This is a genomic window from Nissabacter sp. SGAir0207, from assembly GCF_005491205.1.
In the GTDB taxonomy this organism is placed as follows: Bacteria; Pseudomonadota; Gammaproteobacteria; order Enterobacterales; family Enterobacteriaceae; genus Chimaeribacter.
The window spans coordinates 3,689,945-3,701,714 of the sequence record NZ_CP028035.1; the positions used below are offsets into that span (position 1 = coordinate 3,689,945).

The 11,770-nt window shown below is 61.8% G+C and carries 10 protein-coding genes and 4 tRNA genes; 4 read left to right on the forward strand and 10 right to left on the reverse strand.

Going from position 1 to position 11,770, the window contains the following annotated elements:
* Positions 1-38: 38 nt before the first annotated feature.
* The 6 genes from yigB to C1N62_RS16590 form a co-directional block, all read right to left on the reverse strand.
* Complete coding sequence (gene yigB / locus C1N62_RS16565; protein ID WP_137764658.1) at positions 39-755, reverse strand: 5-amino-6-(5-phospho-D-ribitylamino)uracil phosphatase YigB; 717 nt, start codon at positions 753-755, stop codon at positions 39-41.
* Positions 755-1,678: a tyrosine recombinase XerC gene (xerC, locus tag C1N62_RS16570; protein WP_137764659.1), complete on the reverse strand. Its 924-nt coding sequence runs from the start codon at positions 1,676-1,678 to the stop codon at positions 755-757. The genes yigB and xerC overlap by 1 nt, the downstream gene beginning before the upstream one ends.
* A complete protein-coding gene (locus C1N62_RS16575) occupies positions 1,675-2,379 on the reverse strand; it encodes a DUF484 domain-containing protein (RefSeq protein WP_137764660.1) in 705 nt (234 codons plus the stop codon). The genes xerC and C1N62_RS16575 overlap by 4 nt, the downstream gene beginning before the upstream one ends.
* Positions 2,376-3,200: a diaminopimelate epimerase gene (dapF, locus tag C1N62_RS16580; RefSeq protein ID WP_137764661.1), complete on the reverse strand. Its 825-nt coding sequence runs from the start codon at positions 3,198-3,200 to the stop codon at positions 2,376-2,378. The genes C1N62_RS16575 and dapF overlap by 4 nt, the downstream gene beginning before the upstream one ends.
* Positions 3,201-3,277: 77 nt before the next feature.
* Positions 3,278-3,484, reverse strand: a complete 207-nt coding sequence (locus C1N62_RS16585; protein WP_137764662.1) for a lipoprotein — start codon at positions 3,482-3,484, stop codon at positions 3,278-3,280.
* 149 nt (positions 3,485-3,633) lie between these two features.
* Complete coding sequence (locus C1N62_RS16590) at positions 3,634-6,189, reverse strand: class I adenylate cyclase (protein WP_137764663.1); 2,556 nt, start codon at positions 6,187-6,189, stop codon at positions 3,634-3,636.
* Positions 6,190-6,501: 312 nt separating this feature from the next.
* Between C1N62_RS16590 and hemC the strand changes: the two genes are divergently transcribed.
* The 4 genes from hemC to hemY are packed head-to-tail and all read left to right on the forward strand — an operon-like array spanning position 6,502 to position 10,526.
* Positions 6,502-7,443 carry a hydroxymethylbilane synthase gene (hemC, locus tag C1N62_RS16595; protein WP_137764664.1) on the forward strand — a complete coding sequence of 314 codons (942 nt, stop codon included), beginning with the start codon at positions 6,502-6,504 and terminating at the stop codon, positions 7,441-7,443.
* Complete coding sequence (hemD, locus tag C1N62_RS16600) at positions 7,440-8,180, forward strand: uroporphyrinogen-III synthase (RefSeq protein ID WP_137764665.1); 741 nt, start codon at positions 7,440-7,442, stop codon at positions 8,178-8,180. The genes hemC and hemD overlap by 4 nt, the downstream gene beginning before the upstream one ends.
* Before the next feature lie 22 nt (positions 8,181-8,202).
* Complete coding sequence (gene hemX / locus C1N62_RS16605; protein WP_137764666.1) at positions 8,203-9,330, forward strand: uroporphyrinogen-III C-methyltransferase; 1,128 nt, start codon at positions 8,203-8,205, stop codon at positions 9,328-9,330.
* 2 nt (positions 9,331-9,332) lie between these two features.
* Positions 9,333-10,526: a protoheme IX biogenesis protein HemY gene (gene hemY / locus C1N62_RS16610; protein ID WP_137764667.1), complete on the forward strand. Its 1,194-nt coding sequence runs from the start codon at positions 9,333-9,335 to the stop codon at positions 10,524-10,526.
* A 653-nt stretch (positions 10,527-11,179) separates the two neighbouring features.
* On the opposite strand, the gene C1N62_RS16615 is transcribed toward hemY, so the two are convergent.
* From C1N62_RS16615 to C1N62_RS16630, 4 genes are all read right to left on the reverse strand, one after another.
* Positions 11,180-11,256 (reverse strand) — tRNA-Pro (locus C1N62_RS16615).
* A 48-nt stretch (positions 11,257-11,304) separates the two neighbouring features.
* Positions 11,305-11,391: transfer RNA gene (locus C1N62_RS16620), tRNA-Leu, on the reverse strand.
* A 14-nt stretch (positions 11,392-11,405) separates the two neighbouring features.
* Positions 11,406-11,481, reverse strand: a tRNA-His gene (locus C1N62_RS16625).
* A 76-nt stretch (positions 11,482-11,557) separates the two neighbouring features.
* Positions 11,558-11,634, reverse strand: a tRNA-Arg gene (locus tag C1N62_RS16630).
* Between the last annotated feature and the right edge of the window lie 136 nt (positions 11,635-11,770).

Here is an 11,770-nt window from a genome sequence, read left to right on the forward strand (position 1 = left end):
CATTTCACTGGGGATATATACAGAGTAGTTGCAGAGGATTATAGCAATGCTGTCAGCGATGCCAACCGCGAAATCTCGATATGCGGCAACAGGCGCGCCTCGGGGTGGGTCATCAGGTTCGCCTGCCGCAGGTTGATCCAGCACGCCTGCATCCCACAGCGCACCGCGCCCGCGACGTCGGTGGTCAGGTCGTCGCCGACGTGCAGGATGCTGCCCAGCGGCAGATCAAGCTGTTGCGAGGCGCGATGGTAGAGATCCTCATACGGCTTGGCGCGGCCATGCGGGCCAGCGCGCAGCACAAACTGGAAGGCGTCACCGAGGCCAAACAGCGCAGGATCGGCGTTGCCATTGGTGACAGCCACCAGCGGCCAGCGCTCGCCGAGCGCCTTCAGGGTGTCATGGGTCTCCTGCGGCACCTCAATCTGGCTGCGCCAGTGGGCGAAGTGGCTCATCGCCTCATCCGCGCCAGCGCTGGCTTCCGCCTCGCTCAGCCCCAGCCGTGAGAGGCCGAGGTGCAGGGCGCGCCAGCGCCACTGGGTGACATCGTGGTAGATCTCCGGCTCCTGCCGGCGCAGCTCGGCCCGCAACTGCTGGAAGTGGGCCGATTCCACTTCCGCCAGCAGCGGGTGATAGGCGCGCAGGAACTTCAGCGACTCCTGCTCGGTACGGCGGATCACAGGCCCGTTGTCATACAGGGTGTCATCCAAATCAAAGGTCAGGGCCGCAATGGCCTTCAGCGGACGATAGACAATCATCAGGATTTTCCTCGTTTGGCTCGCGGGTGCGCCGCGTCATAGACCGACGCCAGGTGCTGGAAGTCGAGGTGGGTATAGATTTGGGTGGTGGAGAGGTTGGCGTGGCCCAGCAGCTCCTGCACCGCACGCAGGTCGCCGCTCGACTCCAGCATGTGGGTGGCGAAGGAGTGGCGCAGTTTGTGCGGGTGGATATGGCTGTTCACCCCCTGCTTGACGCCCCACTCGGCAAAGCGCTTCTGCACGTTGCGCGCCGAGATGCGCTTGCCCAGCTTGGAGAGGAACAGCGCGTCATCCTGCGGGTTGAACTGGTCACGCAGCGCGCGCCACTGCTCCAGCCAGCGCAGCGCGGTCTGGCCGAACGGCACTTTGCGCTCCTTGCTGCCCTTGCCCAGTACCCACACCTCGCCGCCCACCCAATCAATGTGGCGGCAGTCGATGCCGACGGTTTCCGCCAGTCGCAGCCCGGCCCCGTACATCAGTTCCAGCATCGCCCGGTCGCGGATCGCCAAGGGATCGCTGAGATCGATGCCCAGCAGTTGATCCACCTCATCCACATCCATATTTTTCGGCAGGTGGCGCGCGGTACGCGGCGTCGAGATCCCCTTGGCCGGATTGGCTGGCAGTTCGCCCTGGCTCACCAGCCAGTCGAGGAAGCTGCGCAACGCCGACATCCGCAGTGCCAGGCTGGCGCTCTCCAGCCCGCCGCGCTTGCTGTTGGCCACCAGCGCGCGCACCCGTGTTGGGTCGAGCTGCGCCCAGTCGGCCAGGCCGCCCTTGGCCGCCAGCGCCATCAGCGCCGCCAGCTGGTGGCGATAGTTTTTGACCGTCAGCGGGCTGAGCCGCCGCTCATGCTGGAGATGGCGCAAAAAGCGCTCCACCGGCGCGGTGAGCGCCAGCGGCAGGGCGGCGTCAGCGGCGGTCATGCGCGCTCGATCCAGCGTTCCAGCAGGCCGGGCAGCATCCGCGCCAGCTGGTCAAGCAGCACGGTGCCCATGCCGGGATGGTAGTGCTGGGCATCGCGGCTGCTGAAGATCACCATCCCCAGCTCGCCCTGCGCACCCATCAGCGACAGCGCCACTGAACCGACCTGCTTCGCCTGCGGCAACAGCAGCAGCAGTTCCGGGCCGGTCAGGCCGCCGAGAAAGTGGTTGTCCTCGCCCATACGCGGAATGCGGAACGACTCAAACGCCGTGCGCGCCAGCCCGAGGTGGGTGAAGTCAGAGGGGGCACCGATTTTCCAGCTGTCGGCAAACAGGCGGATATGCGCGCCCGCCAGCCCGAGGCTACGCGCCCAGCGGTGCAGGCGATCCAGCATCTCTTGCAGGCTGCTGGCCTCGGCCAGCTCGGCCTGCAACTGGATCAGCCGGCTGAACAGCGACTGGTTGACCGCCGCCTGCTCCATCAGCAGGGTGATCTCCTCCTCCAGCAGCTGGATGCGGTTGCGCTGGCGCGCCATCTGCCACTCCACCAGCGACACCGAGCCGCGCACCGGGTGCGGCACACGGATCGGCTCTACGGCGCGGGAGTTGCGGATAAAGAAGTCGGGATGTTGCAGCAGGTAGCTGAGCACCTGCTCATCGTCCAGTTCAGCGACGGCGGCCACTGGCTCCTCTATATTACTCATAAATGAATGAATCCATCGTAGACGTGGGTGGCCGGGCCGGTCATGTAGAGCGGATGCCCCGGCCCCTTCCAGCGGATGTCGAGGCTGCCGCCCGGCAGATCGACGCGCACATTTTCAGCCAGGTTCTCTTGCAGGATGCCGACCGCCACCGCCCCACAGGCGCCGCTGCCGCAGGCCTGGGTTTCACCCGCGCCCCGTTCGAAGACGCGCAGTTTGATGTGGTCACGGCTGACAATCTGCATAAAGCCGATGTTGGCGCGCTCCGGGAAGCGCTCGTGGCTCTCCAGTACCGGCCCCAGCGTCTCCACCTCGGCGGTCTGCACATCCTCCACCTGCAACACGCAGTGCGGGTTGCCCATTGAGACCACGCCGCACAGCACGGTTTTGTCCGCCGCCCGCAGGATGTAGGTCTTCTCCGCCTTGGCGGCGCGGAACGGCACCTGCTGCGGCTCGAAGATCGGCTCGCCCATGTTGACGCAGACGTCATCATTCTCCGTGACGCTCAGCACCATGCGGCCGGTCTGGGTACTGACGCGGATGTCGCGTTTGTTGGTCAGCCCCTTCAGGCGCACGAAGCGGGCGAAGCAGCGCGCGCCGTTGCCGCACTGCGCCACTTCGCTGCCGTCGGCGTTGAAGATGCGGTAGTGGAAATCGAGATCGGGATCGTAGGGCGGCTCCACCACCAGCATCTGGTCAAACCCCACGCCGGTATGGCGATCGGACAGGCGCCGGATCAGCTCAGGCGAGAAGTAGACGTTCTGCGTAACGGCATCGACCACCATAAAGTCGTTGCCTAACCCATGCATTTTGGAGAACTGCATATTTTACTCCGCTGGCTGCCGGCTATCCCGGACGCCTGATGTGATCCTGCCGGCACAAACCGCAGGGCTGCTATCCGTTACAGGCCCGCAGGGTCTGCGGTGGTGCTGCCCTGAGTGCCAGAAGTCGGTTGTTGGTTGCGCTGCACGTCATTGTTGGAGTCAGGCGGCGCGGTGGTCACGGCCGGTTTGTCTTCCGGTGGGAAGTAGAGCGGGCCTTTCAGGCCACAACCGGAAAGCCCCAGTAACATCAAGGCGGCCGCTGCCCAACGTAATTCTTTTTTCATCTGTTCTGCCTGTATTGCGTGCGTCCAAGCCCTCTATAATCGCAGGTGGATCATGAAAAGCAATAGGAATTACGTCCGGGGCCAGGCTGGCGGTTGGGGGAAAAAGGCCAAAGCGTGAAGGCGCGCAGCCGGGTCGCCCGGCCACGCGGTCAGTGCAATTGGTAGAACTGTTTCAGGCCCGGCGGCAGTGCCTCGCTGTTCACCGCCAGGTTGAGGGCGGTCAGCGCCTTGCTGCGGAACGGGATCACCTGTTTGCGGCCATCCAGCACCACAATCTGGTAGAACTGCGGCAGGTTGAAGTTGATGAAGCTCGAGCCGTAGGTAAAGCGGTCATGGGAGGAGGAGTAGAAGCGGCTGACATCCTTCACCAGCTCCTCTTTGCTGCCCTCACAGTGGTGGAACACCTCCACCCGGTTCGACTCATCGAGAATATAGATGTTGAAGCCGCGGTCATCTGGCGAGTCTTCAAAGAAGAACTGGATGATCCCCTCGCTGGCGTAGCCATCGACCACCGCCGGCAGGTGCACCTGATCCGACTCCACCTTCACCGACAGGCCATGCAGCTTGTTGTTGGAGATGGCACCGTAGAACTCCACCGCATTCTCCAGCTTCTGCACCGAGACACTCAGGCGCTCGAAGAACAACCCCCAGGTCTGGCCAGAGACGCGTACCGCCTTGAAGCGGCCCGGATCCTGGCGGGTGCTGGAGAGGCGCAGCTCAATGCACTCCGACACCAACTGCTGCACGCGCGTGCCAATCAGGCCGCGCAGGTGCTGGCTGTAGCAGAACACCTCGACCGACTCCGGCGGCGCGGCGTCTTGGTGCATTTTGCCGAGGATGGTCTTCAGCGCCTCCAGTACCGCCTGCTCGCCGCTGAAGTGCAGGGTGCGCACCTCATTCCACGAGTTGCGGTAGAGCAGGTCGATGCTGCCGACCAGACACTGCTGTTGCTGGCCGAAGCTGAAGACATCCAGCTTGCGGAAATCGAAGTGCACCACCTGATTGCGGAAGGCCGCCGTCGGGTCATGCTCCAGATTGACGATAATCGCCAGATGGCGGATCTCACACGGGCTGTAGAGCGCCTTGGGCGTCGGCGCCGGCAGGCGCAGCGGGAAGTGCTGCGAGACGTCCGCCACCAGCTCCTGCAACTTGGCTAGGTCGCACAGGCCGCCGCCCTTGATATGCAGGCGGGTGCGCGCGGTGAGCAGGCCGTTAAAGTAGGCCCACGCCACCAGCTTATTCAGGTAGCGGTTATACTCCAGCGGCTGGTGGCTGATGATAGCGTCCATCGACGGCGCCTGATTGTACAGATACCAGCCGGTGCGGTTGGCGCGGCCAATCGGCACATGGATAAAGGTCAGGTCATTTTCCGACAGGTCGGGCGAGATCTGCGGGTTCACCAGCGTCACTTTGCCCGGCAGCGCCTCAAAGGCGGCGTAGAGCTTGCGGGTCAGCACGCCGATGTCCTGCGGACTGGCGCTGACGCTCAAATTATTGCGGCGGGCGAAGCGGATCAGGTTGCGATAGCTCTGCATCATCGCATCCAGCAGCTCGTTGTGCGCCTCGCGCACCCGCTCAATCTTCCAGTTGTTGCGGTTGTCGAGGATCGCCAGCTTCTCGCTGCTCCAACCCCACTCCTGCACCAGTTGCGACAAAATCTCCCGCCGCCAGCCAACGCAGTCGCGCCCCTGTGACAGCTTCTCGCACACCTTCAGATAGAAGCAGCGGCGCACCAGATCCAGCCGCGTCTCATCCTCAATCGCCGTCAGGTAGCGGGTGACGCGCGCCAGCATCATGCAGTAGGCGTCCAGCCCGAAGGAGACGATCTCGCCATCATGCAGGCGGCGCTTGATGTCCATCGCCAGCAACTGGGTCTCCGGGTACTCCCAGGAGTAAGCCTCCAGCAGCAGGGTTTTCAACACCGCTTTATAGGGGGAGTCGATGCTCTTATAGAGCTGCCACAGGCTGGCGCCGAAATACTCTTCCGCCGACAGCGTGCCGAGGCCACCGAGATCGAGCCACTCATTGGGCGTCAGCGCGCCCTGCGCATAGAGCGACATCACATACTCGTCGTAGTGCGGCTCCTCTTCGCCCGGCACCATGTTCCACAGGATGCGCTTGCCCGCCAGACGCACGGCGCTGCGGTAGAACTCATCCAGCAACAGGATGTGCTGGGTGGAGCCGCAATCCTCGCCGCCGAGGCTGCCGCTCTCATTGTGGCGGAAGCGGTTTTCGTCGATCAGGAAGAAGCTCACCTCAACGCCCAGCGACGCCGCCCACTCCTCCAGCAGCGTGCACTTCTGTTGCAGCCGCTGGCGCTCCTCGTTGTCCAGCCAGGATTGGTGGCAGACCCAAATGTCCAGGTCTGAGCTTTCGCTCTGGCCAATCGAGGAGGTACTGCCCATGCTGTAGAGGCCAGTGATCGGCAGTTCGCCGTGGGGGGCTTTGTCGAGGGGCTTGCCGATTTTTTCTTCTAAATCAGCGAGATAACGAGATTGCTTTTCATCGGGCGTGAACAGGCAGATGCCGCCCGGCACGTTACCGTCCAGGTAACCCGGCATCAGTGGATGATGATAGTGCAATAAGATCGGCAGTAGACTGTAGACCTGTTGGAAAGCCGGCCCAGAGGCCGCCAGGGCACGATCGACACGCAGTTGGTTGATCGCATCCAGTCTCTGCTTGAGTGTCTCAATGTAGAGGTACAAGACGTTTCGCCTGATTTATCCCAGTGCCTATAAAAAACCCGTTTTCCAAACCTGCCTGTGTTTAGACGAATATTTAGCAGATAATTGCTGGAAACGTGATCAATTTAACACCTTGCTGATTGACCGTAAAGAAAGTATAGCACCAGACTTACTCTGGTCCCTTTGTATACTCCTCTCTCCCGGCCATGTCATGTAAAACCTGTCGAACGCGCCGTTTTGGCCCGGTTTCCCCCGCGCTGCCGGGGCTTCTTACGCTGACAGCTTTCCCCGGTAAATGGTAGGATGGGGCGAACTCGTAAAACGGTAACAAGCATGGTAGACAAAATTATCCGTATTGCCACCCGCCAAAGTCCCCTGGCGTTGTGGCAGGCACATTATGTTCAACACCGCCTGGAGGAGAGCCATCCGGGCCTGCGCGTTGAGCTGGTGCCTATGGTCACGCGCGGCGACATCATCCTTGATACCCCGCTGGCAAAAGTGGGCGGCAAGGGGCTGTTCGTCAAGGAGCTGGAGCTGGCGCTGCTGGAGAACCGCGCGGACATCGCCGTCCACTCCATGAAGGATGTGCCGGTGGAATTCCCCGAGGGGCTGGGGCTGGTCACCATCTGCGAGCGCGAAGATCCGCGTGATGCCTTTGTCTCGCCCAACTTTGAGAGCCTCGCCCACCTGCCGCCGGGCAGCGTGGTCGGTACTTCCAGCCTGCGCCGCCAGTGCCAACTGCGCGAGCAGCGCCCGGATCTGGTGGTGCGCGACCTGCGCGGCAACGTCGGCACCCGCCTGAGCAAGCTCGACAACGGCCAGTACGACGCCATTATTTTGGCGGTCGCCGGACTGAAACGCCTCGGCCTTGAGTCACGCATCCGTAACCCGCTGTCGCCAGAGGAGTGCCTGCCAGCGGTTGGGCAGGGTGCGGTCGGCATTGAGTGCCGGCTGGATGACAGCGTGACGCGTGAACTGCTCGCGCCGCTGAACCACCATGAGACGGCGGTGCGCGTGCGTGCCGAACGGGCGATGAATACCCGCCTCGAGGGCGGCTGTCAGGTGCCAATCGGCAGCTACGCGGTGCTGGAGGGCGATCGCCTCTGGCTGCGGGCGCTGGTGGGCGCGCCGGATGGCAGCGTCATCGTGCGCGGTGAACGCCACGGTTCAGCCGATCAGGCGGAGCAGATGGGCGTGGCGCTGGCCGAGGAGCTGCTGTCGCGCGGCGCGCGCGAGATCCTCGCCGAGGTCTATCAGGGAAATCCTCCCGCATGACCATTCTGGTGACCCGCCCTTCCCCGTCAGGCGAACAGTTGGTCAGCCGGTTGCGCCAGCTTGGGCTGGCCGCGTACCACGCGCCGCTGATTGAGTTCGCCCCGGGGAGGGACGTGGCCACCCTGCCGGCCCGCCTGGCCGCTTGCGTGCCCGGCGATCTGGTGTTTGCCCTCTCCCAACATGCGGTGGATTACGCACACCATGCTTTGGCGGCCTGCTCGCCGCCCTGGCGCGCCGATCTCCACTACTATGCCATCGGCCGCACTACCGGGCTGAAACTGCACACCCTCAGCGGCCGCCCGGTCAGCTACCCCCCCGACAGCGAGACCAGCGAAACCCTGCTCTGCCTGCCTGACCTGCAACAGGTCAGCGGCAAGCGGGCGCTGATCCTGCGCGGCAACGGTGGCCGTGAACTGCTGGCTGAGACGCTGGCGGCACGCGGCGCCACCATCGACTACTGCGAGTGCTACCAGCGGCGCGCCATTCACTATGACGGCAGTGAGCAGAGCGCCCACTGGCACCGTCTCGGCGTGAACAGGCTGGTGGTCACCAGCGGTGAAATGTTACAACAGCTCTATAATTTAGTTCCTGATTACTATCGGACTTCATGGTTGCTGCGCTGCAACCTGATAGTGGTGAGTGAACGCCTGGCAACTCTGGCGCGCCAGCTTGGCTGGCAGAGCGTCGGGGTGGCCGACAATGCAGATAATGACGCGCTGATCCGCGCGCTACGATAACCTGACTATGGGATGTGCCAACATGACGGAACAAAAAACCCCATCCGCTTCGGACGAAGAGATCACCCCAGCGGTGGAGACGCCCCTCCGGCCAGCCGTTGATTCCCGCAAAGAGAGCCGCACCGGACTGGTGCTGGGTGCTGTCGCCATTGCGCTGGCGCTGGCCCTCGGTGCCGGGCTCTACCTGCACGGGCAACAACAGGCCAAGGCGCAGTTGGCAGAAAACCAGTCGCTGCGCGCGGAAATTGCCGCGCTGCAACAGAGCCAGCAGCAGGAGAAGCAGCAGCAAGGCACCCTGTGGCAGCAGCAGGGCGAGGCGCTGAAAAACGCCGACCAGCAGCAGGCGAGCCTGAACCGCCAGCTCAATGAGTTGCAGGAGAAGGTGGCGACCATCTCCGGCAGCGATGCCAAAACCTGGCTGCTGGCGCAGGCTGACTTCCTGGTCAAACTGGCCGGCCGCAAGCTGTGGAGCGATCAGGACATCACCACTGCCGCCGCGCTGCTCAAGAGCGCCGACGCCAGTCTGGCGGACATGAACGATCCGAGCCTGCTGGAGGTGCGCCGCGCGATTACCGAGGACGTCAGCACGCTCTCCGTGGTGGCGCAGGTCGATTTCGACGGCATCATCCTGAAGGTGAACCAGCTCTCTAATCAGGTGGACAATCTGCGTCTGGCGGATGACAACACCGACGACTCGCCGATGGACGAGGACAGCGGCGAGCTTTCTGCCTCCATCGGCGAGTGGCGGCAGAATCTGGTCAAGAGCTGGCACAACTTTATGGATGACTTCATCACCATCCGCCGCCGTGACACCGCTGCCGAGCCGCTGCTGGCGCCGAATCAGGATGTCTACCTGCGTGAGAACATCCGCTCGCGCCTGCTGGTGGCCGCACAGGCGGTGCCGCGCCACCAGAATGAGGTCTACAAGCAGTCGCTGGAGACGGTCTCCGGCTGGGTACGCTCCTACTTTGACGCCAACGATCCGGCGACCAAGGCCTTCCTCGACGATCTGGACACCCTGAGCCAGCAGAGCATCTCGGTGGATGTGCCGGAGCAGCTGAAGAGCCAGCCGATGCTGGAGAAGCTGATGCAGACCCGCGTCCGTAACCTGCTGGCGCAGTCGCCGGCTGCCGCCAACCAGGAGGGCTAAATATGATTCGCGTGTTAGTCCTCTTCCTGCTCCTGATTGCTGGCGTGGTCGTCGGGCCAATGCTGGCCGGCCATCAGGGCTATGTCCTGATCCAGACGGACAACTATAACGTGGAGACCAGCGTCACAGGTCTGGTGATCATGGCGATTGTGCTGTTTGTCGCCCTGTTCATCGTGGAGTGGATCCTGCGCCGCCTGTTCCGCACCGGCGCGCGTACCCGCCGCTGGTTCAGCGGCCGCAAACGCTCCAAGGCGCGCAAGCAAACCAAAGAGGCGCTGGTGAAACTGGCCGAGGGCGATCACCAGCAGGCTGAGAAGCTGCTGACCCGCCATGCCGACCACGCCGAGCAGCCGGTGGTGAACTACCTGCTGGCCGCCGAGGCCGCGCAGCAGCGCGGTGACAGCTTCCGCACCAACCAGTATCTGGAGCGTGCCGCCGAGATCGCCGATCGCGACCAGCTGCCGGTGGACATCACCCGCGTGCGTATCCAGCTGGCACAGGGCGAGATCCATGCGGCGCGTCACGGTGTGGATAATTTGGTGGGCCAGGCCCCGCGCCACCCGGAAGTCTTGCGACTGGCGGAGCAGGCTTACCTGCGTAGCGGTGCCTATGACGCCCTGCTGGAGATCATCCCGTCGATGGCGAAAATCCATCTGTATGATGAGCCGCACTTGCAGGCGCTGCGTGAACAGGCCTATGTCGGCCTGATGAACGAGGCGATGGCCAAAGAGGGCAGCGACGGCCTGAAACGCTGGTGGAAAGATCAGAAGCGCAAAACCCGCCACGATGCCACCCTGCAGGTGGCGATGGTAGAGAACCTGATCGCCTGTGACGATCACGACATGGCGCAGGAGGTGCTGTTGGATGGCCTGAAACGCCACTTCGATGAGCGTCTGGTGCTGCTGATGCCGCGCCTGAAGTCGGGCAACCCAGAACAGCTGGAGAAAGTCCTGCGCCAGCAGATCAAGCAGAATGGCGCGACCCCGCTGCTAAGCAGCACGCTGGGCCAGTTGCTGATGAAGCATGGCGAGTGGCAGGCGGCCAGCGAGTGCTTCCGCGCGGCGTTGGCAGTGCGTCCGGATGGGCATGATTATGCCTGGCTGGCGGACACGCTGGACAAGCTGCATAAGCCGGACGAAGCCGCGCAGCTGCGCCGTGAGGGCCTGTTGCTGACCCTGCAACGCCCGGACGTGTAATGCATGCCGAAAAATAGAAAGGCCCCCTCGGGGGCCTTTTTTTATACCCGCGAAATGGCAGGCAAAAAAAAACACCTGCCGCCGGGACAAGTGTTTAAACAAGCAAATTCAGGTCTTGGACAACAGGGGGGTACCTCACTCAACGTTATGCCCGCTTGCTGATAACCAGGTTATCGATAAGGTGGACATTAGGTACCGAAATTGGCTCTGCATCATTCAGGGTTTTATGAAGCCAAAGGCAGTCATAACAAGGGGAATGAGCATCTACCCCGTTAGTATTGCACACACCGTGCCAGAATCTACCCACGGCCGGTATTTAAATTTATCCTTTTGTTTTAATGCGTAAAAAACTTATGTGCGGCGGCTGTAAGTGGGGCAATTTCATGCCTTAGCGTGAGATCCACTTGCCGTTTTGTCGTTCTCAGACGACAGCCTGCCGTATGGCGTTAATTGTCTAAATAAATCATGAGGATAGGTGTCACTTTTTCACGACAGCCAGATTGCGTGCTGTAGCGGAAAAACGACAATTGAATAACGGTATGGGTGGCGGTGCCTGAACGGAAAGAGGTGTGGAGAGATAGAGGCGGGCGCTTTGCAAGAAATCCCGGACGCCAGAAAGCGAAAAACCCCGCAGAGCGGGGTTATTCTGAAAGTGGTCGGCGAGAGAGGATTCGAACCTCCGACCCACTGGTCCCAAACCAGTTGCGCTACCAAGCTGCGCTACTCGCCGATTTTTTCTACTGCTTTAACTGCAACAACATCAAAGATGCTGTTTGTGTGGTGCGAAGAGAGGGACTTGAACCCTCACGTCCGTAAGGACACTAACACCTGAAGCTAGCGCGTCTACCAATTCCGCCACCTTCGCATCGTCACAAAATTTGGGGTGGCTAATGGGACTCGAACCCACGACAACTGGAATCACAATCCAGGGCTCTACCAACTGAGCTATAGCCACCAAAGTTACTTCTACTTCACGCGGTATGTTCTTTTCTAAGAAAGAGTACCACCGCAGCTCTTGCGCACAAACTTAATGGCGCGCCCGACAGGATTCGAACCTGAGACCTCTGCCTCCGGAGGGCAGCGCTCTATCCAGCTGAGCTACGGGCGCGTAGCGCCGTTGCGGGGCGGGATATTACGGCTTTAGTGCCATGCTGTCTAGTGCTTTTTAGAAGAAATATTGCGTTTGCTTACGCTTTGCTCATTTCGTCCTAAAAGTGACCACTTCTCCCGCCCTGCCCCGTCAC

Coding starts and splice junctions, on each gene's coding strand:
- yigB (WP_137764658.1), bottom strand. CDS start 755: ATGATTGTCTATCGTCCGCTGAAGGCCATTGCGGCCCTGACCTTTGAT.
- xerC (WP_137764659.1), bottom strand. CDS start 1,678: ATGACCGCCGCTGACGCCGCCCTGCCGCTGGCGCTCACCGCGCCGGTG.
- C1N62_RS16575 (WP_137764660.1), bottom strand. CDS start 2,379: ATGAGTAATATAGAGGAGCCAGTGGCCGCCGTCGCTGAACTGGACGAT.
- dapF (WP_137764661.1), bottom strand. CDS start 3,200: ATGCAGTTCTCCAAAATGCATGGGTTAGGCAACGACTTTATGGTGGTC.
- C1N62_RS16585 (WP_137764662.1), bottom strand. CDS start 3,484: ATGAAAAAAGAATTACGTTGGGCAGCGGCCGCCTTGATGTTACTGGGG.
- hemC (WP_137764664.1), top strand. CDS start 6,502: ATGGTAGACAAAATTATCCGTATTGCCACCCGCCAAAGTCCCCTGGCG.
- hemD (WP_137764665.1), top strand. CDS start 7,440: ATGACCATTCTGGTGACCCGCCCTTCCCCGTCAGGCGAACAGTTGGTC.
- hemX (WP_137764666.1), top strand. CDS start 8,203: ATGACGGAACAAAAAACCCCATCCGCTTCGGACGAAGAGATCACCCCA.
- hemY (WP_137764667.1), top strand. CDS start 9,333: ATGATTCGCGTGTTAGTCCTCTTCCTGCTCCTGATTGCTGGCGTGGTC.